Annotated in this window: 20 protein-coding genes; 10 read left to right on the top strand and 10 right to left on the bottom strand. The window is 60.8% G+C overall.

Going from position 1 to position 24,343, the window contains the following annotated elements:
- The first annotated feature begins 30 nt into the window (after positions 1–30).
- The gene (locus J1D76_RS04880; RefSeq protein WP_108219236.1) at positions 31–264 is read left to right on the top strand and encodes a hypothetical protein; all 234 of its coding nucleotides are present in this window, start codon (positions 31–33) and stop codon (positions 262–264) included.
- Between the two features lie 91 nt (positions 265–355).
- Here J1D76_RS04880 and sulA read toward each other — a convergent pair whose 3' ends face one another.
- Positions 356–826, bottom strand: coding sequence for an SOS-induced cell division inhibitor SulA (gene sulA / locus J1D76_RS04875; protein ID WP_421137279.1), 471 nt, complete (start codon positions 824–826; stop codon positions 356–358).
- A gap of 10 nt (positions 827–836) precedes the next feature.
- The gene (gene lexA / locus J1D76_RS04870) at positions 837–1,445 is read right to left on the bottom strand and encodes a transcriptional repressor LexA (RefSeq protein WP_007974043.1); all 609 of its coding nucleotides are present in this window, start codon (positions 1,443–1,445) and stop codon (positions 837–839) included.
- A gap of 229 nt (positions 1,446–1,674) precedes the next feature.
- Between lexA and J1D76_RS04865 the strand changes: the two genes are divergently transcribed.
- From J1D76_RS04865 to J1D76_RS04855, 3 genes are all read left to right on the top strand, one after another.
- A complete protein-coding gene (locus tag J1D76_RS04865; protein WP_421137278.1) occupies positions 1,675–2,382 on the top strand; it encodes a TetR/AcrR family transcriptional regulator in 708 nt (235 codons plus the stop codon).
- 158 nt (positions 2,383–2,540) lie between these two features.
- Positions 2,541–3,551, top strand: a complete 1,011-nt coding sequence (gene nagZ, locus J1D76_RS04860; protein ID WP_421137277.1) for a beta-N-acetylhexosaminidase — start codon at positions 2,541–2,543, stop codon at positions 3,549–3,551.
- Between the two features lie 12 nt (positions 3,552–3,563).
- Positions 3,564–4,301: an S-methyl-5'-thioinosine phosphorylase gene (locus tag J1D76_RS04855; RefSeq protein ID WP_421137276.1), complete on the top strand. Its 738-nt coding sequence runs from the start codon at positions 3,564–3,566 to the stop codon at positions 4,299–4,301.
- 127 nt (positions 4,302–4,428) lie between these two features.
- Here J1D76_RS04855 and J1D76_RS04850 read toward each other — a convergent pair whose 3' ends face one another.
- Genes J1D76_RS04850 through mfd form a run of 3 tightly spaced genes read right to left on the bottom strand, consistent with a single transcriptional unit; the run spans position 4,429 to position 11,171 of the window.
- Entirely contained in the window at positions 4,429–7,122 is a 2,694-nt protein-coding gene (locus J1D76_RS04850) for an SNF2-related protein (protein ID WP_421137275.1), read from the bottom strand.
- A 10-nt stretch (positions 7,123–7,132) separates the two neighbouring features.
- Complete coding sequence (locus tag J1D76_RS04845; RefSeq protein ID WP_421137274.1) at positions 7,133–7,711, bottom strand: CsiV family protein; 579 nt, start codon at positions 7,709–7,711, stop codon at positions 7,133–7,135.
- A 10-nt stretch (positions 7,712–7,721) separates the two neighbouring features.
- Entirely contained in the window at positions 7,722–11,171 is a 3,450-nt protein-coding gene (gene mfd, locus J1D76_RS04840) for a transcription-repair coupling factor (protein WP_421137273.1), read from the bottom strand.
- A gap of 362 nt (positions 11,172–11,533) precedes the next feature.
- Here mfd and J1D76_RS04835 point away from each other — a divergent pair, with 362 nt between their 5' ends.
- Positions 11,534–12,997 carry a glyceraldehyde-3-phosphate dehydrogenase gene (locus tag J1D76_RS04835; RefSeq protein ID WP_421137272.1) on the top strand — a complete coding sequence of 488 codons (1,464 nt, stop codon included), beginning with the start codon at positions 11,534–11,536 and terminating at the stop codon, positions 12,995–12,997.
- 158 nt (positions 12,998–13,155) lie between these two features.
- Here the strand turns inward: J1D76_RS04835 and J1D76_RS04830 are convergent, their stop codons facing one another.
- Positions 13,156–14,454, bottom strand: a complete 1,299-nt coding sequence (locus J1D76_RS04830) for an MFS transporter (protein WP_421137271.1) — start codon at positions 14,452–14,454, stop codon at positions 13,156–13,158.
- Positions 14,455–14,844: 390 nt separating this feature from the next.
- Between J1D76_RS04830 and J1D76_RS04825 the strand changes: the two genes are divergently transcribed.
- Positions 14,845–15,828, top strand: a complete 984-nt coding sequence (locus J1D76_RS04825; protein WP_421137363.1) for an FAD:protein FMN transferase — start codon at positions 14,845–14,847, stop codon at positions 15,826–15,828.
- Between the two features lie 207 nt (positions 15,829–16,035).
- Entirely contained in the window at positions 16,036–17,430 is a 1,395-nt protein-coding gene (sthA, locus tag J1D76_RS04820; RefSeq protein ID WP_007972111.1) for a Si-specific NAD(P)(+) transhydrogenase, read from the top strand.
- A 42-nt stretch (positions 17,431–17,472) separates the two neighbouring features.
- Here sthA and J1D76_RS04815 read toward each other — a convergent pair whose 3' ends face one another.
- The gene (locus tag J1D76_RS04815; RefSeq protein ID WP_421137270.1) at positions 17,473–18,195 is read right to left on the bottom strand and encodes a glycerophosphodiester phosphodiesterase; all 723 of its coding nucleotides are present in this window, start codon (positions 18,193–18,195) and stop codon (positions 17,473–17,475) included.
- A 14-nt stretch (positions 18,196–18,209) separates the two neighbouring features.
- The gene (locus J1D76_RS04810; RefSeq protein ID WP_421137269.1) at positions 18,210–18,791 is read right to left on the bottom strand and encodes a PilZ domain-containing protein; all 582 of its coding nucleotides are present in this window, start codon (positions 18,789–18,791) and stop codon (positions 18,210–18,212) included.
- A 94-nt stretch (positions 18,792–18,885) separates the two neighbouring features.
- Here J1D76_RS04810 and J1D76_RS04805 point away from each other — a divergent pair, with 94 nt between their 5' ends.
- The 3 genes from J1D76_RS04805 (at position 18,886) to J1D76_RS04795 (ending at position 22,135) form a co-directional block, all read left to right on the top strand.
- Positions 18,886–20,136, top strand: coding sequence for a lipoprotein-releasing ABC transporter permease subunit (locus J1D76_RS04805; RefSeq protein WP_421137268.1), 1,251 nt, complete (start codon positions 18,886–18,888; stop codon positions 20,134–20,136).
- Between the two features lie 7 nt (positions 20,137–20,143).
- Positions 20,144–20,827, top strand: a complete 684-nt coding sequence (gene lolD, locus J1D76_RS04800) for a lipoprotein-releasing ABC transporter ATP-binding protein LolD (protein WP_217837690.1) — start codon at positions 20,144–20,146, stop codon at positions 20,825–20,827.
- 63 nt (positions 20,828–20,890) lie between these two features.
- Positions 20,891–22,135 carry a lipoprotein-releasing ABC transporter permease subunit gene (locus J1D76_RS04795; RefSeq protein ID WP_421137267.1) on the top strand — a complete coding sequence of 415 codons (1,245 nt, stop codon included), beginning with the start codon at positions 20,891–20,893 and terminating at the stop codon, positions 22,133–22,135.
- A 135-nt stretch (positions 22,136–22,270) separates the two neighbouring features.
- Here J1D76_RS04795 and J1D76_RS04790 read toward each other — a convergent pair whose 3' ends face one another.
- Together J1D76_RS04790 and J1D76_RS04785 are read right to left on the bottom strand one after the other, a co-directional pair.
- On the bottom strand, positions 22,271–23,620 hold the full coding sequence (locus J1D76_RS04790) for a heavy metal sensor histidine kinase (RefSeq protein WP_421137266.1): 1,350 nt from the start codon (positions 23,618–23,620) through the stop codon (positions 22,271–22,273).
- Positions 23,620–24,300, bottom strand: a complete 681-nt coding sequence (locus J1D76_RS04785) for a heavy metal response regulator transcription factor (protein ID WP_421137265.1) — start codon at positions 24,298–24,300, stop codon at positions 23,620–23,622. The genes J1D76_RS04790 and J1D76_RS04785 overlap by 1 nt, the downstream gene beginning before the upstream one ends.
- Positions 24,301–24,343 lie beyond the last annotated feature (43 nt).

Below are 24,343 nucleotides of genomic sequence, written 5' to 3'. Positions count from 1 at the left end.
ATCCCCGCCTTTCGTGGAGAACAGACCTACATGCCAACGTCCTTTCTAGAAATTGTCGAGTTACCAGACGGCCGAATCGAGCTGCGTAGAGCCGAGGACGAAGGTTCTCTGGTTACTTTGGATTTCTCTGAGGACGCCAAAGCATTCCTGCAAGGACAACACGTGGAAGTCGCCAAGGCGATGTTGAGCGTCGGTGTTCAGATGGCGGGGCGCATGGTTGAGGGCGAATTCGACAAGGATGAGGGGTCGCGGGTTCTCCATTGACACCCGTCCGTCGTTTTCTTGATGTTGCTACACATCGGCTTCTCTGCCCTGGAGAAGCCTAGCGCGGTGAAGCCCGCGGCCTTTCTGTCAGTTAGCCCAAACGAATGTTCAGGCTCTGAGCGTCCCCGGTCCGGGCGGCGCTGATCAACTGTTGCCGGGATTGGCTGCCCAATGGGTTGAGCCAGCTGACAACGGTGTGGCTGCGCCCTAGACGCAAGGCTTCGCAAGTCAGTTGCTGGGCGCTTTGGGTGCCTCGCGGTTGCAGCAGCAGAATGCGCTCGCGGTTGAGACCGGCATCTCGCAACCAGGCTTGGGTCAGGCTGGCGGGCGGCGCGATCAGTGTCAGCCAGCGCGCGTCCTGGTCCTGGCTCAGTTCCCTGAGGATCGGTGCCAGGAGGCTCAGGCAGTTCCCACCACGCAGTGACAGCTCGCTGAAAACGTCAGGTTCGGCGCTCCAAGGAGACTCGACTACGTCTTTCAGAATCGGCGCCAATGGCTGGGCCATGAACGCTTCGAACAATGGCAGTTGGGTTTGCTGTGGTGATGTGTGTGGGAACTGCATGGTGCCTCCTTTAGCGGCGAATGACGCCGACGCTCAAGCCTTCGATCACCAGCTCCTGATCTTGAAGGTTCACTTCAATAGGGGCGAACTCGGGGTTCTCGGCAATCAGCCAGACCTTGCTGCCGTCACGCTTGAAGCGCTTGACGGTCACTTCGTCGCCGATGCGCGCCACGACGATCTGGCCGTTGCGGGCTTCGCGGGTGGTATGGACCGCCAGGAGGTCACCATCGAAAATGCCGACGTCCTTCATGCTCATGCCATGCACGCGCAATAGATAGTCGGCGCGTGGATGGAAGAACGCAGGGTTGATGTTGCAGGACTCTTCGATGTGTTGCTGCGCAAGAATCGGGGCACCGGCGGCAACCCGGCCAATGATCGGCAGGGTGGAGTCGTCGGCCTTGGCTTCGAAGCCGGGAATGCGAATGCCGCGAGAGGCGCCAGGCGTCATCTCGATGGCGCCCTTGCGGGCCAGCGCCTTGAGGTGTTCTTCCGCCGCATTGGGCGACTTGAACCCCAGTTCCTGAGCGATTTCCGCGCGGGTCGGCGGGTAGCCGTTGTCTTCTAGGCAGCGTTTGATGAAGGCCAGAATCTCTGCTTGGCGTGGCGTCAGCTTTAGCATATTGATCGCTCTGTTTTTTTATACAGTGACTGGGATTATATACAGTGCGACGGTCTTGGCAATGCTCGATTTTTCAGTGCCCGCCAGACGGTCAATCGCCCGGTGGATTGAAGCTTTGCCGGAGTGTGGTTAAATGTCTGACCGACCATTCGCAAAACGAACTGCGAAGCTTGACAAGGCACAGGCTGAAACGTATGTTTCAAACAAGTGTTTGTCAGGCGGAGTAGCCATGGCCCAGTCGGAAACCGTTGAACGCATCCTTGATGCAGCCGAACAGTTGTTCGCGGAAAAAGGTTTCGCTGAAACCTCGTTGCGCCTGATCACCAGCAAGGCCGGGGTCAATCTGGCGGCGGTGAACTATCACTTCGGCTCCAAGAAAGCGTTGATCCAGGCGGTATTCTCGCGCTTCCTCGGGCCATTTTGCGTCAGCCTCGATAAAGAGCTGGAACGGCGCCAGGCCAAGCCTGAAATCAAGCCGACCCTCGAAGAATTGCTGGAAATCCTCGTCGAGCAGGCCCTGGTGGTTCAGCCGCGCAGCGGCAACGACCTGTCTATCTTCATGCGTTTGCTGGGCCTGGCGTTCAGTCAGAGCCAGGGCCACTTGCGTCGTTACCTGGAAGACATGTACGGCAAGGTGTTCCGGCGCTACATGATGCTGGTCAACGAAGCGGCGCCGCGCGTTCCACCGATCGAGCTGTTTTGGCGCGTGCACTTCATGCTCGGTGCCGCGGCGTTCAGCATGTCCGGTATCAAGGCCTTGCGGGCGATTGCTGAAACCGATTTCGGCGTGAACACCTCCATCGAGCAGGTCATGCGCCTGATGGTGCCGTTCCTGGCTGCCGGCATGCGCGCCGAATCCGGCGTCACCGACACCGCCATGGCCACGGCCCAGTTGCGTCCGCGTAGCAAATCGACACCGGTTGCCGCCAAGGTTTAACCACGCACGGGTGGGCGCGATAGCTGACTTCCGTTAAGCTAGCCGCCCATGCCGACTCTCGTTCTGAACCCGTTTCCCAATGATATCGCCGACCTGCCGGGTGCGACCCAAGGCAGCGAATTTGTGTGGGCCGGGTTTTCTGTAATCAAGGAATTTCTATGACTGCTGGCTTGCAAGGCTCGTTGATGGTGGACGTCGCCGGTACCTGGCTGACGGCTGAAGATCGCCAATTGTTGCGCCAGCCCGAAGTGGGTGGCCTGATCATCTTTGCCCGCAACATCGAGCATCCACGCCAGGTGCGTGAAATGAGTGCGGCGATTCGCGCCATTCGCCCTGATTTGCTGTTGGCTGTGGATCAAGAGGGCGGTCGTGTACAGCGCTTGCGCCAAGGTTTCGTACGCTTGCCGGCCATGCGCGCCATTGCCGACAACCCGAACGCCGACTACCTGGCCGAGCAGTGCGGCTGGATCATGGCCACCGAAGTATTGGCCGTCGGCTTGGACCTGAGCTTCGCGCCGGTGCTCGACCTTGATTACCAGCGCAGCGCCGTGGTGGGTACACGTTCGTTCGAAGGTAACCCGGAGCGCGCCGCCCAGTTGGCCGGTGCATTTATTCGCGGTATGAACAGCGCCGGCATGGCCGCCACCGGCAAGCATTTCCCTGGCCACGGTTGGGCTGAGGCAGACTCCCACGTTGCGATCCCGAACGATGAGCGCAGTCTCGACGAGATCCGCGCCAACGACCTGGTGCCGTTCGCCAAGCTGAGCAAGCAACTGGCCGCCGTCATGCCGGCCCATGTTATCTATCCACAGGTCGATAACCAGCCGGCCGGTTTCTCCCGCCGTTGGTTGCAGGACATCCTGCGCGGCGAGCTGCAGTTCGACGGGGTGATTTTCAGTGACGACCTGTCCATGGCCGGTGCTCATGTGGTCGGCGATGCTGCCAGTCGAATCGAAGCGGCGTTGACCGCCGGCTGCGACATGGGCCTGGTGTGCAACGACCGTGCGGCCGCCGAACTCGCCCTGAGCGCCGCCCAGCGTCTGAAGGTCAAGCCTTCGGAGCGGATCGCGCGCATGCGCGGTCAGTCGTTCGCCAACTCCGAATATCGTCAAGACCCGCGCTGGCTCGTCGCTGTCGGCGCGCTCAAAGAAGCTCAATTGATTGATTAAGGACTGTTCGTTATGACGGTTTACGCGATTATCGGTGGCACCGGCCTGACTCAACTCGACGGCCTGAGCATTCGCCAGTCACTGGCAGTGGACACGCCTTATGGCGCACCTTCGGCCGAGGTACAGATCGGCGAGTACGCGGGCAAGGAAGTGCTGTTCCTCGCACGTCACGGTCACCCGCATCGTTTTCCGCCGCATCAGGTCAACTACCGCGCCAATCTCTGGGCGTTGAAGCAGGCCGGTGCCGAAGCCATCCTGGCGGTCAACGCCGTAGGCGGGATTCATGCCGCCATGGGCACCGGGCATTTCTGCGTGCCGCATCAGTTGATCGACTACTCCAGCGGTCGCGAACACACCTACTTTGCCGATGACCTGGAACACGTCACCCATATCGACTTCAGCTACCCCTACAGCGAACCGCTGCGTCAGCAACTGATCGCGGCGTTGGCAGCGGAAGGTGTGGGCTACAGCAGTCATGGCGTGTATGCCTGTACTCAGGGTCCGCGACTGGAGACCGTGGCTGAAATCGCCCGGCTGGAACGTGACGGCTGCGATATCGTCGGTATGACCGGTATGCCGGAAGCGGCATTGGCCCGCGAACTGGAGCTGGATTACGCCTGCCTGGCGCTGGTGGTGAACCCGGCGGCGGGCAAGTCGACGGCGGTGATCACCATGGCCGAGATCGAACAGGCGCTGCATGACGGCATGGGCAAGGTGAAGTCGACGTTGGTTCGGGTACTCAAGGGCTGAGCCCTGCTTGAGGCCGAGTTGAATTCTTCGCTGGCAAGCCAGCTCCTACAGGTTTAGTGGTGGTTGCGGACGCGCCCATTGTAGGCGCTGGCTTGCCAGCGAAGAGGCCTGCGCAAACACCGCAAACTCAGCGTTTTTCGAGGTTCGCCGGCAACGGCGCAAACAACGCCTCGATATCATCGCTCTGCAGCTTCCAGTCCCCGGCCTTGCGCCCATCCAGCACACCGGCCGCCAGGTCGGATTTTTCTTTCTGCAGGTGCTGAATCTTCTCTTCCACCGTGCCGCGCGCGATCAACTTATAAACGAACACCGGCTTCTCCTGGCCGATGCGATACGCCCGGTCCGTCGCCTGGTTCTCCGTTGCCGGGTTCCACCACGGATCGTAATGAATCACCGTGTCCGCTTCGGTCAGGTTCAAGCCAACGCCACCCGCCTTCAGGCTGATCAGAAAGATCTGACGCTTGCCGCTCTGGAAGTCCTTCACCGGCGTGCGGCGGTCGCGGGTCTGGCCGGTCAACAGGGCATAGGCCACGCCGCGTTTGTTCAGCTCATCCTCGATCAGCGACAGCATTGACGTGAACTGCGAGAACAGCAGGATCCGCCGCCCTTCCTCGAACAGTTCTTCGAGCATTTCCATCAGGCTGTCGAGCTTGCCCGACGTGCTGCCACGGGTGGGCAGAGTGGCCTCGTTGACCAGGCGCAAGTCGCAGCACACCTGACGCAGCTTGAGCAGCGCCTCCAGAATGATAATCTGGCTGCGGGCCACGCCTTTGCGGGTAATTTCGTCGCGGACTTTCTTGTCCATGGCCAGGCGCATGGTTTCGTACACGTCGCGCTGCGCCTCGTTGAGCTCGACCCAGTGGATGATCTCGGTTTTCGGCGGCAGTTCGGTGGCCACCTGCTCTTTGGTACGGCGCAGCAGGAAGGGTTTGATCCGACCGTTTAAATGTTGAAGCCTGACTTCACTGGTGCGCTTTTCTATCGGCACGCGGTAATCGCGATTGAAACTTTTGACGTCCCCGAGCCAGCCGGGCAGCAGGAAGTGAAACAGCGACCACAGTTCCCCAAGGTGGTTTTCCAGCGGTGTGCCGCTCAGGCAGAGGCGCTGCCGGGCGTTCAGCTCGCGAGCAGCCTGGGCGGCCTTGCTGTTCGGGTTCTTGATGTATTGCGCTTCGTCCAGCACCAACACGTGCAGCGGCTGCGCCGACAGGCGTTCGACATCCTTGGGCAGCAAGGCGTAAGTGGTCAGGATCAGGTCATAGTCGGCCAGCTTGTCGAAGTATTTCTTGCGGCTGGCACCGTAGAGCGCCAGCACTTTGAGCTGCGGCGTAAAGTGCGCCGCTTCGTCGAGCCAGTTGGGGATCAGGCTGGTCGGCATCACGACCATGCACGGCCGATCCAGGCGCCCGGCGTTTTTCTCGCTCAGAATGTGCGCCAGGGTCTGTAGGGTTTTGCCCAGGCCCATGTCGTCCGCGAGAATACCGCCCACATCCAGCTGCCGCAGCGACTGCATCCAGCTCAAACCTTCCAGCTGATATGGGCGCAGCGTCGCATTCAGGCCTTCCGGCGCGACGGCGGTGTAGTCCTTGATGTCGCGCAGGCGCTGGGCAAAGCTGCGGATCTGTTCGCCACCCTCCCAGAGCAGCGGCATGTCTTCCAGCGGGTTCAGGCGTGTGGCGTCGGCCTTGCTCAGGCGCAGTGTGGTTTCACCAGGCTCTTGCAGGTAAAACTCGCCGAGGGTGGCCAGCACCGGTTTCAAGCGGCCGAAGGGCAGGGCGACTTGCAGCGGGCCGTGCTCGGAGTTCGGACGATGGGGAATGTTCACCAGGATCAGCTCGTCGTCGCGGCGTCGGGCGAGGCGTTCCGGGTTGAGGATTTCGGTGTGCGAGCGCATCAGGTTGAGCAGGATCGGCAGCAGGCTCAAACGCTCGCCATTGACGATGATCCCCAGCTCCAGGTCGAACCAGTCGCGCTCCGGCGCCTGCTCGACCGTGGCGTACCAATCATCCACCGCCGTCAGGTCGAACCCGAAATCTTCGTCAATCTGCAATTCCCAGCCCTGGGTGCGCAGCTTTGGCAGCTCATTGAGGGTAAACGTCAGCCAGGCGCTGTCGTTGACCATCTCGAACAGTTCGCCGGCACTTTCCGGCAGGGCCTTGCTTTGCCGGGTGGCGACTTTGAAGCCGAGGATGCGCAACTGCTCCCGGTAGGATTGTTCCACGTCCGGGTGGCGTTTTATCCTCAGCGTCTGGGTTTCCTGGCGAATCAGGATGTCGGCATTTTTCTGCCCGGACACGTATTCGTCCAGATAGCTGAAAGACAGCGCCGCGCGATGCTGGATGTAACGCTGCATTCGACCGTTGCGCGGTTCGAATGCACTGAACTCGATGCTCGCCAGCCACAGGCGCGGTACCGGTTGCACGTTGTCCACCAGCACTTGCGGCGGGGCTTTCGGGCTGCGGTTTTCCAGGACGGCCTGGAGTCTTTCCAGCAGTTCGGCGTCTTTGGCAGCCGCCGGGTAGTCGAGGGTTTCCTGCACTTGCAGAAGCACCGCCGCGCAATGCTTGCAATTGCTATGGACCGGGCAGGAGCAAGTGGCGTCGACCATCAGCAATGTGCCTTTGGCTGACTCGCGCAGGCGAATGGTCTGACGGTAGACGTTACCGCCCGAGCCTTCGCACGCGGCGACGATGGTGGCGTCGCCGGCCTCCACGATCCTGACGCGATTCTCCAGCGCATAGCGACGGCCGCGTTCCAGGCTCTGTTCCTTGAATCGGCTGACCCACGAAGGTGCCAGGGGTTTGCTCAGGGTCGCGGACATAAGGACTCAATCAGTCCGGAATTTCTTCGGGGGCTGGGCGAGGGGCTGGGGCGGTCAGCGAAGTGATCTTGATCAGCAGACCGAGGTGGCCGTTGTCGAGGAAATTCAATTGGCCGTTCTTGGTGTGGCTTTCCTGTTTCATGCGCTCGCTGGCGGTTACCGTGCCATTGGCGTCGAACTGGTTGACCCAGAAATCGGCGTCGACGTCGGTGAAGCGTCCCAGTTTCACGTTCAGCGTGCCCTCGATCGGGAACTGGCCGTATTGCTCCTTGCCGTCGCTGATCGCGATTTTGCTCGATTCTTCGCCCAGTGTCTGTTGCCAGGCTTTGTGCAGCAGCACCGTGTAGTCGGCGCTGGCGGTGAGTTTTTCCACTTCGCCGTTCAGGCTTGGCGTACGCAGGCTGTCGGGGCTGACCGGTTGCGCGCCCGCCGCCCAATCTTCCGGCGCGGCGCGGCTGACAATCGCTGGCTCGGCGTTTTGCCGGACCAGAATCATTTCGACCTGATACAGGTCATCGGCAAAGGCCGTGGGGGCGACCAACGCGGTTACAAGCGTGGTCAACAAGGTCAGTGAACGAAACAGGCGCATTCGGCGTCCTTCAAGCAGTTTTCGGAACGAGACGCTCGAACAGCGCCTCTACAGTATTAAAGCGCTCTTCCGGGCGCTCCATCGGCACCATGAACTTGAATATCGTGGCGCCCTCGAATTTGTAGCGTTTTGGCTGGCCCTGGATCAGTTTGATCAGGGTCAGCGGGTCCACCGGGGTCTGCGCTGCGAACTCGACGCGTCCGCCTTGCGGGCCACCGTCGACTTTCTTGATGCCGAGCAACTCGGCCTGCAATTTCAGCGCGGTGATGCGCATCAGGTTCTTGGTCGGTTCCGGCAACAGGCCGAATCGATCGATCATCTCGACCTGCAAGTCCTTCAAGCCTTCCTCGTCGGTCGCCGAAGCAATGCGTTTGTAGAGAATCAGGCGCGCGTGGACATCCGGCAGGTAGTCCTCTGGAATCAACGCGGGAACCCGCAGATTGACTTCAGGACCGCCGCCCAGTGGTTGATCGAGGTTCGGCTGCTCGCCCTTGCGGATCGACTTCACCGCGCGCTCGAGCATTTCCATGTACAGCGTGAAGCCGACTGCCTGGATCTGCCCGCTCTGGCCATCGCCGAGCAGTTCGCCGGCACCGCGGATTTCCAGGTCGTTGGTGGCAAGCACGAAGCCCGCACCAAGGTCCTGGGTGTTGGCTATCGCTTCCAGGCGCTTTTCCGCGTCCGGGGTGATTTGCTGGCGCGGCGGCGTCAACAGGTATGCGTAGGCCTGGTGGTGGCTGCGTCCGACCCGGCCGCGCAACTGATGCAACTGGGCCAGGCCGAACTTGTCGGCGCGCTCGATGATGATGGTGTTGGCGCTTGGCACGTCGATGCCGGTCTCGATGATGGTCGAGGCGATCAGTACGTTGAAGCGCTTGTGGTAAAAGTCGCTCATTACCTGTTCGAGTTCGCGTTCGCGCATCTGCCCGTGGCCGATGCCGATCCGTGCTTCCGGCACCAGTTCGGCGAGGTCGGCAGCGCACTTCTCGATGGTCTTCACGTCGTTGTGCAGGTAATAAACCTGACCACCGCGCAGCAACTCACGCAGCAAGGCCTCTTTGACCGTGCTCTTGTTCTGCTCCATGACGAAGGTGCGCACTGACAGTCGGCGGGCCGGCGGCGTGGCAATGATCGACAGGTCGCGCATGCCCGACACCGCCATGTTCAGTGTGCGCGGAATCGGCGTGGCGGTCAGGGTCAGGATGTCGACTTCGCTGCGCAGGGCCTTGAGCTGTTCCTTCTGGCGGACACCGAAGCGGTGTTCTTCGTCGATGATCACCAGGCCAAGGTTTTTGATCTTCACGTCGTCCTGCAGCAACTTGTGCGTGCCGATGACGATGTCGATCTTGCCTTCGGCCAGGTCGGCGACGGCGGCGTTCACTTCCTTGGTCGACTTGAAGCGGCTCATCACTTCCACGGTCACCGGCCAATCGGCGAAGCGGTCGCGGAAACTGTTGTAGTGCTGTTGGGCGAGCAGGGTGGTCGGCACCAGGATCGCCACCTGGCGACCGCCATGCACCGCGATGAACGCGGCGCGCATCGCCACTTCGGTCTTGCCGAAACCGACGTCCCCGCACACCAGGCGATCCATCGGCTTGGGCGCGAGCATGTCTTCGCGCACCGCTTCGATGGTGGTTTGCTGGTCCGGGGTTTCTTCGAACGGGAAGCCGGCGCTGAAAGTGGCGTAGTCGGCTTTCGGGTCGGCGAAGGCATAACCTTCACGGGCGGCGCGGCGGGCATAGATGTCGAGCAATTCAGCGGCGACGTCGCGCACCTGTTCGGCGGCCTTGCGCTTGGCTTTCTGCCAGGTCTCGGAGCCGAGGCGGTGCAGCGGGGCCAGGGCATCGTCGCTGCCGGTATAACGCGCGATCAAGTGCAGGTTGGCCACCGGCACGTAGAGCTTGGCGTTCTCGGCGTATTCCAGTGTCAGGAATTCAGCGGCCTGACTGTCGATCTCCAGGATCGTCAGGCCCAGGTAGCGGCCGACGCCGTGGTCGATGTGCACCACTGGCGCACCTTCGCGCAACTCGGTGAGGTTCTTGATGACTGCATCGTTGTTGGCGTCGGCGCGCTTTTCGCGGCGACGACGCTGCATCACGCGCTGGCCGAACAACGGGCTTTCCGCGACGAGGGCCAGGGCCGGGTCGTCGAGCAGCAAACCTTCGTCGAGTGGGGCGATGGTGATCGCCAGGCGTTCCTTGCCGGCGACAAAGTCCGGCCAGCTGTCGACGGTTTTCGGCCGCAGCTTCAGGCGTTCCAGCAACTCCAGCAACACTTCGCGGCGGCCTGCCGATTCGGCGGTAAACAACACGCGGCCGGGGAATTGATCGAGGAAGTCTGCCAGCGCTGCCATCGGCTGGGTGGCTTTGGCTTCGATGGCAAGATTTGGCAGCGCCTGAGCCGGAAAGCGGTCTCGGCCCACGCCAGGCTCCACATCTTGTTGGCTGGCAACCACGCGCGGCCAGCTCTTCAAGCGGGCGAAGCAATCCTCGACCGGCAGGAACAGCTCGGCGGGTGGCAATAAAGGACGGGACGGGTCGACGCGGCGTTCTTCATAGCGATTGCGTACGTCGTTCCAGAAGTTTTCCGCCGCCTGCTCGATGCCCGGCAGGGAAAACACTTGCGTATCCTGGGGCAGGTAATCGAACAGGGTCGAGGTTTCTTCGAAGAACAGTGGCAGGTAGTACTCGATACCGGCCGGCGTAATCCCGCTGCTCAAGTCCTGGAAGATCGGGCAGCGACGGAAGTCGACGTCAAAACGCTCACGGAAGCGCGCCTTGAAACGCGTGACGGCTTCTTTCTGTAGCGGGAATTCCTTGGCCGGCAACAGCTTGACCGAGTCGACCTTGTCGATGGAACGCTGGTTTTCCGGGTCGAAGGTGCGCAGGGTTTCGATTTCGTCGTCGAACAGGTCGATGCGATACGGCAGCTTGCTGCCCATCGGGAACAGGTCGATCAACGAACCGCGCACGGTGAATTCGCCGTGTTCATACACCGTATCGACGTAGCGATAGCCCGTGGCTTCAAGTCGGGTGCGCATTTGTTCGACGTCGAGTTTCTGGCCGATATCCAGCACCAGGCTGCTGCCGAGCAGGAACTTGGTCGGCGCCAGGCGATGCAGGGCCGTGGTGATCGGCACCACCAGCACGCCATGGCTCAGTTCCGGCAGCCGGTACAGGCTGGCGATGCGCTGGGAAATAATGTCCTGGTGCGGCGAGAACAGGTCGTACGGCAGGGTTTCCCAATCGGGGAAATGCAGCACGGGCAAATCAGGGGCGAAGAAACTCAGCTCCTGTTCCAGCCGTTCGGCGCTTTGGCTGTCGGCGGTCAGCAGCAGGGTAAAGCGCTTGGCAGCGCTGGCAGCCTCGGCGATGGCCAGGCTCAGGGCGGCTCCGGGCAGGTTGCCCCAGTGCTGTTTACCTGCCGCGGCAGGGAGAATCGGTAGACGCAGAACGGGCACGGAAGGTTAAGCTCCAAGCGTTGCGACAAAGTCGGTAATTGTAGCGGGCTACGATGCCGCCTGTCAGTTGCTGACTGCGTCTAAAGCACGGTTTGGCGAAATGTAGTGGTAAACACAAAATCCGGCTATTTTTTACCGCAAATCATTGAATATGTAGTGGCAAAAACAACTCGTGTTACGGAGGGTTACGGACAAGGTGACAAGGCCTCCAAAAAATTGACTGCGCTGCAAGCCCCGGTTTTATTGGGCTGGCGCGGGGCGTAATTTTTTTGAACGACGAATTGTTACGTAAAGCACGACGGGCGCGCATTGCTACGGCGGTCACTCGGCGGCATAATGTAGCCCCTTTTTTCTGCCCCTACATGTGGAAGGTTCCCGTGACTCAGAAGCCCGACCAGTGTCTTGGTGAATGGATCGACCGTGAAGCACTCGCAGAAGCGATGATTCCGCTTATCGGTCAGCTCTACCGCAATAACAACGTGGTGAGCTCGATCTATGGCCGCAGCCTGATCAATCGTTCAGTCATTGCGATTCTCAAAGCGCACCGCTTTGCTCGTCACCGTCAGTCCGACGACACCGAACTGTCCGTCCACGAAACATTCCCGCTGCTCAAAGCGATGAGCGAGCTCAAGCTCGGCGCCGCTTCGGTAGACCTGGGCAAGCTGGCGGCCAAATTCAAGGCCGAAGGCAATGGCCGCACTGCCGAGCAGTTCGTCCGTGCAGAACTGGTCGACGTAGTCGGCCAGCAGAACGCTTGCGCCCGCAAAGGCACCGACGTTGTCCTCTACGGCTTTGGTCGTATCGGCCGTCTGCTGGCGCGCATCCTGATCGAGAAAACCGGTGGTGGCGACGGCCTGCGCCTGCGCGCCATCGTCGTGCGCAAGGGCGCCGAGAATGACCTGGTCAAGCGCGCCAGCCTGCTGCGTCGTGACTCGGTCCATGGTCCGTTCGATGGCACCATCACCATTGATGAAGCCAACAACACCATCACCGCCAACGGCAACCTGATCCAGGTGATCTACGCCAAGAGCCCGGCCGAAGTCGACTACACCCAGTACGGCATCGAAAACGCTCTGATCGTCGACAACACCGGTGTATGGCGTGACGCTGACGGCCTGGGCCAGCACCTGGCCTGCCCGGGCGCTGCCCGCGTGATCCTCACCGCACCTGGCAAGGGCGCGCTGAAGAACATCGTTCACGGCATCAACCACGGCGACATCACCCCTGACGACAAGATCATCTCGGCCGCCTCCTGCACCACCAACGCCATCGTGCCGGTGCTCAAGGCTGTCAATGACAAGTACGGCATCGTCAACGGCCACGTCGAAACCGTTCACTCGTTCACCAACGACCAGAACCTGATCGACAACTTCCACAAGGGCAGCCGTCGTGGCCGCGCCGCGCCGCTGAACATGGTAATCACCGAGACCGGTGCCGCCACCGCAGCCGCCAAGGCGCTGCCAGTGCTCAAGGGCAAGCTGACCGGCAACGCGATTCGCGTACCAACGCCGAACGTGTCGATGGCCATCCTGAACCTGAACCTGGAAAAAGCCACCACTCGCGAAGAGATCAACGAGTACCTGCGCCAGATGGCCATGCACTCGGACCTGCACAAGCAGATCGACTACGTGAGCTCCCAGGAAGTGGTTTCCACCGACTTCGTTGGCTCGCGCCACGCAGGCGTTGTGGACGCTGAAGCGACCATCACCCAGGACAACCGCGTTGTCCTGTACGTTTGGTACGACAACGAGTTCGGTTACAGCTGCCAGGTGGTTCGCGTGATGGAAGACATGGCCGGTGTAAACCCGCCAGCATTCCCGCGCTAAGCCACAGCGGTAAATGAAAACGCCCCGATCATTGATCGGGGCGTTTTTGTTTGTGGGTGGGTAATTGTATTGTCAGTTCGGGCCTCTTCGCCGGCAAGCCGGCTCCTACAGGGGTGGGCATCTTCTGTAGGAGCTGGCTTGCCAGCGAAGGCGATCTATCAGGCGCCGCGGGCTACAGCCGCCTGCGCGGTACGCAGTTCATGCTTGTTGCCCCTGAACAACACCAGCGTCGCAATCAAGCCCAACACCGCTGCACCACTGAGCCAGATTCCTGGAGCAGCCTTGTTATCCAGTACGTGGATCAAATAAGTGCACGCTGCCGGGGTAAAGCCGCCGAAGGTCGCCGTTGCGAGGCTGTAGGCCAGCGAGAAGCCCGTCGTACGAACTTCTACCGGCATGATCTCGGTCAGCGCCACCACCATGGCACCGTTGTAGGAGCCATACAGGAACGACAACCACAGCTCGACGATCAGCAAATGGCTGAAACTCGGGTTCGCCACCAGCCACGACAGGGCAGGGTAGGCGGTGAGGATGGCCAGGGTCGTCGCGGCGATCAGCAGGGGTTTGCGCCCGATCTTGTCGGAAACCGAGCCCATCACCGGCAGCCAGAAGAAGTTCGACAGGCCGATGCACACGGTCACCAGCAAGGCGTCCATGTCCGACAGGTGCAACTCGGCTTTGCCGAAGGTCGGGGTGTAGGCGGTGATCAGGTAGAACGACACCGTGGTCATCACCACCAGCGCCATGCCGGCGATGACAATGCCGAAGTTCTGGCTGATCGAGCGGACGATATCCTTGAGTGTCGGGCGATGTTTGCGCGCCTGGAACTCCGGGGTTTCTTCCAGCGAACGACGAATGACGAAGATCACCGGCACGATCATGCAGCCGATCAGGAACGGCACGCGCCAGCCCCAGTCACCCATTTGTTCCGGGCTCAGCCAGTGATTCAAGCCAACCCCCAGCAGACCGGCAAACACCACCGCCGCTTGCTGGCTGGCGGATTGCCAACTGACGAAGAAGCCCTTGCGGCCCGGCGTGGAGATTTCCGCCAGGTACACCGACACACCGCCCAGTTCCACGCCCGCCGAGAAGCCTTGCAACAGGCGCCCGAACAGCACGATCAGCGGTGCAGCCACGCCCAGTGTGGCGTAACCCGGTACGCAGGCAATCAATACGGTACCGGCCGCCATCATCGCCAGGGTGATGATCAAGCCTTTGCGACGGCCATGGCGGTCGATGTAGGCGCCAAGGAAAATCGCACCCAGTGGGCGCATCAGGAAGCCTGCGCCAAAGGTTGCCAGGGACAACATCAGCGACGCGAAGGCGCTGTCGGCAGGGAAGAAGGTTTTGGCAATGGCCGTGGCGTAGAAGCCGTAGACCATGAAGTCGAACATCTCGAGAAAATTGCCGCTGACAACGCGAAAAATCGCTTTGCCTTTGCCCGTACTGGAGGACATTTGAGCGCACTCACTTTTAGCTGTCTTGTTGAAAATCCTTGATGTAGACGCGTCCTCGCTGTCGCTTGAAGGGCAGGCTCCCTTGGCGAGCAGAGATGTAACAATATGTGTATGGGGATCGATAGGCAACAATTGGTTGGGTGGCTGCTTAAACGATATAGCCATTACTAAGCAGGGCTTGTGTTCATCAAGCGAATGAAAACCCTGTAGGAGCGAGCTTGCTCGCGATAGCTGACAGACAGTAGGCACCCATGTTGAACGTGCTGACCTCTTCGCGAGCAGTCTCGCTCCTACAGTTTCTATCGCATAATGGCTGGCTCTGGCAGGGTGTCAGGGTATGTACGGGGAGCAGGGGAATTGTTGAACAGGGCGCAGGCGGTGGCATTTTTACTGTTCGGCACGCTCGCAGGTTGCGGCAGTGGGGACACCCTCGAAACCTTCGGCGGCCCGACCATGGGCAGCACCTATTCGATCAAGTATGTGCGCCATGCCGGCCTGCCGGCACCGGACGAGATCCGCGTCCAGGTCGAGCAAATCCTCGCTGACGTCGACCGGCAAATGTCGACCTATCGCAGCGACTCGGACATTGAACGTTTCAATGCTTTACCGGCCAATCGCTGTCAGACAATGCCCACGTCGATTCTCGAATTGGTCCGCGTCGGCGAACAACTCTCCGTGCAAAGCGACGGTTCCTACGACCTGACAGTGGAGCCGCTGATGAACCTGTGGGGCTTCGGCCCGCAGGCCCGCGAAGAAAAAGTCCCATCCGCCGAAACCCTCGCTGAAGTGCGCAAGCGCGTCGGCTACCAGCACTTGCGCATCGAGGGCGACCAGTTGTGCAAGGATGCCGCCGTCGAAGTCGATTTCAACAGCATCGCTGCCGGGTATGCGGTGGACACGATAGCCGCCAGGCTGGAGGCGATGGGTATCCACGATTACCTCGCCGAAGCCACGGGCGAACTCAAGGCGTCCGGCAGGAAGGCTGACGGTTCGCCCTGGCGCATTGCCCTGGAAGAGCCTCGGGATGACAGGCAAGTGGCCGAGCGGGTGATTACAGTCGACGGCTATGGCCTGTCCACGTCCGGCGACTACCGAAATTATTTCGTGCAGGGCGGCCAGCGTTTTTCCCACACCGTCGATGCGCGAACCGGGTCGCCGATCTCACACACGCTGGCGTCGGTCACGGTGATTCATGCTTCAGCATTGATGGCCGATGGCCTGTCGACGCTGTTGCTGATTCTCGGTCCCGAGCGCGGTTGGGACTACGCAGAAAAACACGATATCGGCGCATTTTTTGTGATTCATGCCGATACAGGTTTCGTCACACGCAGCAGTCACGCGTTTGAACGCCTCAGTGGCAAAAAAACCGAGTGATTGCGGCAATTTGAGCATTGAAAACTGGCGTTGTAGTGCAGGCAAAAGTAGCCTACGACGCGACCAAGGGTTAATGTGCGCGGCGTTGACGCTTCTATAGACTGTGTCCGGGTTCTGCACTGGCCCCAAATTGTTCCTTCACGCCACACTTGGGCGTGATTTAGCCGCAGGTGCCGAGGGTGCCGCGGCCTGTTCTGAGGAGTACGCATGGCTGTCTACAACTACGACGTGGTGGTGTTGGGTTCCGGCCCGGCGGGGGAAGGCGCGGCAATGAACGCTGCCAAGGCAGGGCGCAAGGTGGCGATGGTCGATAGCCGTCGCCAGGTCGGCGGCAACTGCACTCACTTGGGCACCATCCCGTCCAAGGCACTGCGTCACTCGGTGCGGCAGATCATGCAGTTCAACACCAACCCGATGTTCCGGGCCATTGGTGAACCGCGCTGGTTCTCGTTCCCGGACGTGTTGAAAAGCGCCGAGAAAGTCATCTCCAAGCAAGTCGCTTCGCGTACCGGCTATTACGCCCGTAACCGTGTCGACGTGTTCTTCGGCACCGGCAGCTTCGCCGACGAGCAAACCATCGAAGTGGTCTGCGCCAATGGCGTGGTCGAGAAACTGGTGGCCAAGCACATCATCATCGCCACCGGTTCGCGTCCGTATCGCCCGGCGGACATCGATTTCCACCACCCGCGTATCTACGATAGCGACACCATCCTCAGCCTCGGCCACACTCCGCGCAAACTCATCGTTTACGGCGCCGGCGTGATCGGTTGCGAATACGCCTCGATCTTCAGCGGCCTGGGTGTACTGGTTGAGCTGGTGGACAACCGTGGCCAGTTGCTGAGCTTCCTCGATTCGGAAATCTCCCAGGCCCTGAGCTATCACTTCAGCAACAACAACATCACCGTTCGCCACAACGAAGAGTATGACCGCGTCGAAGGCGTGGACAACGGCGTGATCCTGCACCTCAAGTCCGGCAAGAAGATCAAGGCCGACGCCTTGCTCTGGTGCAACGGCCGGACCGGCAACACCGATCAGTTGGGCCTGGAAAACATCGGGGTCAAGGTCAACAGCCGTGGCCAGATCGAAGTCGACGAGGCGTACCGCACCTGCGTGCCGAACATCTACGGCGCCGGCGACGTGATCGGGTGGCCGAGCCTGGCCAGTGCCGCCCACGACCAGGGCCGTTCGGCTGCTGGCAGCATCGTCGATAACGGTAGCTGGCGTTTCGTGAATGACGTGCCGACCGGCATCTACACCATTCCGGAGATCAGCTCGATCGGCAAGAACGAGCAAGAACTGACCCAGGCCAAGGTGCCGTACGAAGTGGGCAAGGCGTTCTTCAAGAGCATGGCGCGTGCGCAGATTGCCGGCGAGCCGCAAGGCATGCTGAAGATCCTGTTCCACCGTGAAACCCTGGAAGTGCTGGGCGTTCACTGCTTTGGTTACCAGGCGTCGGAGATCGTGCACATCGGCCAGGCGATCATGAATCAGCCGGGTGAACAGAACACGTTGAAGTACTTCGTCAACACCACGTTCAACTACCCGACCATGGCCGAAGCCTATCGGGTCGCGGCGTACGACGGCCTCAACCGGCTTTTTTGACGGGCTCCGGCCGGTGGCCTGAGCCGGCCGGGGAGACCGATTTCAGCAATTCTCGAGCGTGGCAGTGGCCAAACCGGGAAAGTCTGTAATCAGGCTGTCAACGCCGAAGTCGGCGAGCCTGCGCATCAGCGCAGGTTCGTTGACGGTCCACACCGACACATGCAGCCCCTGACGCTGCGCCCGTTGCAGGCGTTCCGGCGTGCACAGGGTCCAGTTCAGCGCCAGAATCTCACAGCCGTAACTGGCCGCCACTTTCAGCGGATCGAGCCAGGCATACTCGGCCACCAAACCGCGGGACACGTCCGGCACCAGCTCCAGCGCAGCCTTCAAGACTTCCCGTGAACTTGAGGTGATGGTCACTTTGTCCATCAGGCCATGACGCTGCGCCATTTCGCGAATCGCCAGGACGGTGGTCGCGGCACGCATCCGTGATGCGCTTTTGACTTCCAGTTGCCAGTGATCGAAGTCGCATTTCTCGAACAGTTCTTCCAGCGTCGGAATCGGGCACGGCTTGATCCAGCCCGGCCCCCCCTTGCGCGCGTCGTACGTCACCAGCTCCGCCGCCGTGTGCTCGGCGACCTTGCCGCGTCGGTCAGTGGTGCGCTTGAGGGTCGGGTCGTGGATGACCATCAGCTCGCCGTCCTTGGACAGGTGCAGGTCCAGTTCGCAGCGACGCACGCCGTGCTTGAGACATTCCTGAAAGCTGGTCAGGGTGTTTTCCGGTGCTTCGCCCTTGGCGCCGCGATGGCCGTAGATGAGGGTCACGGTTCTTCCTTAATTTAATTGCCTGATTCAAGCTGTTCGCGGGCCAGACGTCGTTCCTGGGCCTGCTTCTGCAAGATGTGGCGCGCCAGCAGTTGGCGCTGGGCGTCAGTGATGTGTTCGAACTCGGTGCCAACGTCGTAGCCATCGCCCTTGCGGTCGCAATGGGTGACGCGGGCGCGTAGCAACAGGCCCAGGGCTTGCGGCATCAACACCAGTTTGACCGACAGGCGTGAATCGGCGGCAATCGGCGTGGGGTGCTGGAAGTCGAGGCCGCCTTCGGAAATGATCACCGGCTGCGGCTCGCCGATCTGCCCGAGCACGGTGATGGCAATCACCTGGCTCAGTAAATCGATGCGTTTGTTCTGGGATTTCAAGAATGCCGCAATGTTGCGGTCGCGTTCGCTGATCTGGCGCAACAGGTGTTGCGACTCGAATTCGCTCAGGTGCAGTTCGCTGAGCAAGTTGAAGAGTGGGGAAGCATCCTGCAACACTTCCTGGCCTGTGGCTTCGGTAGCGGACAGGGGCCGAATTTCCAGTGCGATCGTATCCTCGATACGGTAGTATTCGCGGCGATCTTCTTCATCTAATGTCGACATGGCGAACCCATGGTAGCGGCGGTGGTCTGAGTGTAAAGCTGGTTATCGACCCCCGCCACAAGGACGTTCCTTTTCCCTCCGAACAAGCCCCGACATGTTCAGACCTCTCTTCGTTTTTATCGGCACGCGTTACACCCGTGCAAAGCGTCGCAATCATTTTGTGTCATTCATTTCCCTGACTTCGATGATCGGGCTCGCCCTTGGCGTGGTCGTGATGATCGTGGTGTTGTCGGTGATGAACGGCTTCGATCATGAGATGCGCACCCGCGTGCTGGGCATGGTGCCCCACGCGACCATCGAGTCCGGCGAGCCGATCAGCGATTGGCAAAGCCTGGCCGCCAAGGTCAAGCAGAACCCTCAAGTGACGGCGGTGGCGCCGTTTACCCAGATGCAGGGGTTGCTGACCAATAACGGCAAGGTCTCCAAAGTCCTGCTCAATGCCATCGACCCGGCGCTGGAGCGCAATGTGTCGATCATTGATCACTTCATGCAGCAGGGTAAGCTCGACGACCTGGTGCCGGGTGAGTTCGGCATCGTCATCGGCGACAAGGCCGCGGCCAAGCTCGGTGCGGCGATTGGCGACAAGCTGACCTTCGTCGCGCCGGAAGTCACCGTGACCCCGGCCGGGATGTTCCCGCGCATGAAGCGCTTCACCGTGGTTGGCATCTTCCATGTCGGCGCCGGTGAACTCGATGGTTACCTGGGCGTCACCAACCTGCAGGATCTGGCCCGGCTGCATCGCTGGAAGCCGGATCAGGTGCAGGGCCTGCGCCTGAAGTTCGACGACCTGTTCCAGGCGCCGCGCACCGCGTGGACCATCGCCCGTGATCTCGGTGAAGACCGCTACTACGCCCGCGACTGGACCCGCACCCACGGCAATCTTTATCAGGCGATCCGCATGGAAAAAGCCATGATTGGCCTGCTGTTGCTGCTGATCGTTGCGGTCGCAGCCTTCAACATCATTTCCACGTTGGTGATGGTGGTGAATGACAAGAAGGGCGACATCGCGATCCTGCGCACGCTGGGCGCCACACCGGGCACGATCATGCGCACGTTCATGGTGCAAGGCACTGTCATTGGCGTGGTCGGTACGGCCATTGGCGCCGTGGTCGGCATCTTCGCTGCGCTGAACGTCAGTGCCGCGATCTCGGCGCTGGAAGGCCTGATCGGCCACAAATTCCTCAACGCCGATGTGTATTTCATCGATTACCTGCCGTCGCAAGTGCAGAGCCAGGACGTGGTGATGGTCTGTTCTGCGGCGTTGGTCCTGAGTTTCCTCGCCACCTTGTATCCCGCCTGGCGTGCCGCGCGCACCCAGCCGGCGGAGGCGCTACGTTATGAGTGAGTCGGGCATGAGTGATAAAGCAATCTTGAGCTGCCGCAACCTGGGCAAATCCTACGAGGAAGGTCCGGAATCGGTAGAGGTCCTGGCCGGGCTGCAACTGGAAATGCACCCGGGCGAGCGCGTGGCGATTGTCGGCAAGTCGGGTTCGGGCAAAAGTACCTTGCTCAACCTGCTGGGCGGCCTCGATACGCCGACCAAGGGCAGCGTCTGGCTTGACGGTGAAGAACTGTCGGCCTTGAGCGAGAAGAAGCGCGGCCTGCTGCGCAACCGTGCCCTCGGCTTCGTCTACCAGTTCCATCACCTGTTGCCGGAATTCACTGCGCTGGAAAACGTCTGCATGCCGCTGCTGATCGGCAAGACCGCGATCCCCGAAGCGCGCCAGCGTGCCACGGCGCTGCTGGAGCGGGTCGGGCTGGGCCATCGCCTGGAGCACAAACCGGCTGAATTGTCAGGTGGCGAGCGCCAGCGCGTGGCCATCGCCCGCGCCCTGGTGAACACACCAGGCCTGGTGATGCTCGATGAGCCAACCGGCAACCTCGACTCGCACACCGCGCAAGGCATCCAGGACTTGATGCTGGAACTCAGCACTTCGATGCGCACGGCGTTCCTGGTGGTGACCCACGACATGAACCTGGCCCGCCAGATGGACCGCGTCCTGCATTTGCAGGAAGGTTGCCTCACACCCATCTGACGGGTTGAAACCCGATGCCTGAAAAGGAGTCGGGTCATTTATTTTTATACGGTGCCCCAGCGAATGTTCAGACCGTTATCGATCTTTATCGGCACGCGCTATACCCGCGCCAAGCGCCGCAATCGCTTTGTATCTTTCATCTCGATGACCTCGATGATCGGCCTCGCCCTCGGCGTGCTGGCGATGATCGTGGTGCTGTCGGTGATGAACGGTTTCCAGCGCGAAATGAGCTCGCGCATCCTCGGCATGGTGCCCCACGCCACCCTCGTCGGCGTCAACCCGATTGACGACTGGAAACCTGTCGCCGCAGCGGCGATGAAAAACCCGGAAGTGACGGCGGCGGTGCCGTTTACCGAGATGGAAGGCATGCTGTCCTACAAGGGGTCGATGCAGCCGATCCAGGTTAGCGGTGTCGACCCGGCGCTGGAAGGTCAGGTGTCGATCGTTGCCAAGCACATTGTCCAGGGCAGTCTTGACGCACTGATGCCGGGTGAATTCGGCGTGGTGATCGGCGAGATCACGGCGCGGCGTTTCCGCTTGAACGTGGGCGACAAAATCACCCTGATCGTACCGGAAGTCAGCAATGCACCGGGCGGCATCACGCCGCGCATGCAGCGCCTGAATGTGGTCGGTGTGTTCAAGGTTGGCGCCGAGCTGGACGGCACCATGGCGCTGATCCACATGGCCGACGCTGCGCAGATGCAGCATTGGGAGCCGAACCAGGTACAGAGCGTGCGCCTGGCGGTGAAGGACCTGTATGCCGCGCCGCAAGTCTCCAGCGACATCGCCACGGGACTGGGCGCCGCCTACAAGGCTGACGACTGGACTCACACCCAGGGCAGCCTGTTCAGCGCGATGAAAATGGAAAAGACCATGATCGGCCTGCTGTTGCTGATGATCGTTGCGGTGGCGGCGTTCAACATCATCGCGACCCTGATCATGGTGGTGAACGACAAGGGCGCGGACATCGCGATCCTGCGCACCATCGGCGCCACGCCGCGGCAGATCATGGCGATCTTCATGGTGCAGGGCACTGTGATTGGTATCGTCGGCACGCTGATTGGCGGCGTGCTGGGGGTGATTGCCGCGCTGAACGTCAGCGAGATGGTCGGCTGGATCGAGCGGGTCACCGGGCAGCACATCTTCAGTTCCGACGTGTATTTCGTCAGCAATCTGCCATCCGAGCTGCAAACGGGTGATGTGGTGTTGATCTGTTCGGCGGGCTTTATCCTGAGCTTCCTGGCGACGGTTTACCCGGCGTGGCGAGCGGCGAAGATCGAGCCGGCTCACGCATTGCGTTACTCGTAAGGCCTGACACCGCCAGCTCTTCGTAGGAGCTGGCTTGCCAGCGAAGAGGCCGGTCAGCCAATCTCAATGCTTTTTGGAAACCGCTATCGCTGGCAAGCCAGCTCCTACAGGTGAAGCAGGCCGGTATTGCCGGCCTCAATCCCCCCTTGGCAACTCGATCACAAACCGCGTCCCCCCGTTTTCAGATTTGCAACGAATCTGCCCACCATGGGCACGAATGATCGACTGGGTGATCGCCAACCCCAACCCCGCATGTTCACTGCTGCCTTCGCGACGTGCCGGATCGGCCCGATAAAAACGGTCAAACAAACGCGGCAGCACTTGCGGATCAATACCGCTTCCCGAGTTCTCCACTTGCAGGCTCAAGCCATGGGCATGCTCGGTAATCCTGACCTGAACCGTGCCCTCGGCCGGGGTGAAGCGCAGCGCGTTGTCCAGCAGGTTGGACAGCGCCCTTCGCAGCATGCTGCGGTCGCCTTCGATTCGAGCGTGGCCGTCGCGGCTTAAGCTCACTTGGGCGTCTTCGGCCAGCGGCGCGAAAAACTCCAGCAACAAATCCGTCTCATCCGCCAGTTCCAGCGATTCACGCTTGGGCACCAGTAACCCATGGTCGGCCTTGGCCAGGTAGAGCATGTCGTTGACCAGTTGCGCCATCCATTGCAGTTCTTCGAGATTGCTGTGCAGCGCTTCGCGGTAGTCTTCCAGCGGACGAGGGCGGGTAAGGGTGACCTGGGTATGGGTCAGCAGGTTCGACAGTGGCGTGCGCAGTTCGTGGGCGATGTCGGCGGAGAACGCGGACAGGCGCTGAAACGAGTCGTCGAGGCGTCCGAGCATGGCGTTGAAGCTGTGAGCCATTTCCGCCAGCTCCGGCGGCAGATTTTCTTCCGGCAGCCGCGCCTTCAGCGATTGCGCAGAAACACCGCTGGCGATTGCACTGATCCGCCGCAATGGGCGCAAGCCGCTGCGTGCCGCCCAGGCGCCCAGCAGTGCAGTGGCCAGGGCGGACAGGCCGACGGTGAGCCAGATCAGGTGCTGCATGCGTTGCAGGAAATGCTGGTGGTGGGTGATATCCAGCAGCAGGGTCAACTGCGGTGACTGCGGTTTATCGGCAAACAGCGGTGCATTCAGCACGCGGTAATCCGTGCCGTCATGGCTCACCGTCGACAATCCGGGCTGAGGCGGCAAAGTCGACGGGATGTTGGTCGAGCTATCGTACCAGCGCTGGCCGTCGCTGCCGGTGATGCGCAGGGAAAGGTCAGCCTGTCGGCTCAATTCCTCGGCCAGTTTCTCTTGACTGTCACTGGACTGAAAATCATGCAGGGCGCGACGCAAACCAATCAGTTTGCTATCCAGCAATTGCTGGTCGAGTTCCACGAAGTGCACCTCGCTGGCGCGGCTGAACAACACGCCGGCGAACAACGACACCACGGCGGTGCACGCGGCAAACAGCAGCGCCAAGCGGCTGCTCAATGACAGTCGACGCATCAGGCGGGGCGCTCTTCAAGCACGTAACCCATGCCGCGCACGGTGTGGATCAGTTTGTTGGGGAATTCATCGTCGATCTTCAGGCGCAAGCGGCGAATCGCGACCTCGATGACATTGGTGTCGCTGTCGAAATTCATGTCCCAGACCTGGGAGGCAATCAGCGACTTGGGCAGGACTTCGCCTTGGCGACGCAGGAGCATTTCCAGCAGGGCGAATTCCTTGACGGTCAGGTCGATGCGCTGGCCGCTGCGTTCGACCCGGCGACGGAGCAGGTCCAGGCGCAAGTCAGCCAGTTGCAGGCTGGTTTCCTGCGGCGTGGCACTGCCTCGACGCAACAGGCTGCGGACCCTGGCCAGCAGCTCGGAGAAGGCAAACGGCTTGACCAGATAATCGTCGGCACCCAGTTCGAGGCCGTGAACCCTGTCCTCCACAGCATCGCGCGCCGTCAGAAAAAGTACCGGCGTATCCAAACCAGCACCGCGCAGCGCTTGCAGTATCTGCCAGCCATCACGACCGGGCAGCATCACATCGAGAATCAGCAGGGCATACTCGCCGCTCAGTGCCAATTGCTGGCCAGTGTTGCCGTCGGCCACCAGCTCCGTGTTGAACCCGGCCTCGGCCAGGCCCTGGCGCAGGTAATGGCCGGTTTTCGGTTGGTCTTCGACGATCAGCAGTTTCATGGGCAACTCATGGCAAATGGAGCGAACGCTTTATACCGTGCGC

The sequence above is a fragment of the Pseudomonas sp. NFX15 genome (assembly GCF_049132105.1).
In the GTDB taxonomy this organism is placed as follows: Bacteria; Pseudomonadota; Gammaproteobacteria; order Pseudomonadales; family Pseudomonadaceae; genus Aquipseudomonas.
This window is presented reverse-complemented; position numbering and strand designations above follow the sequence as displayed.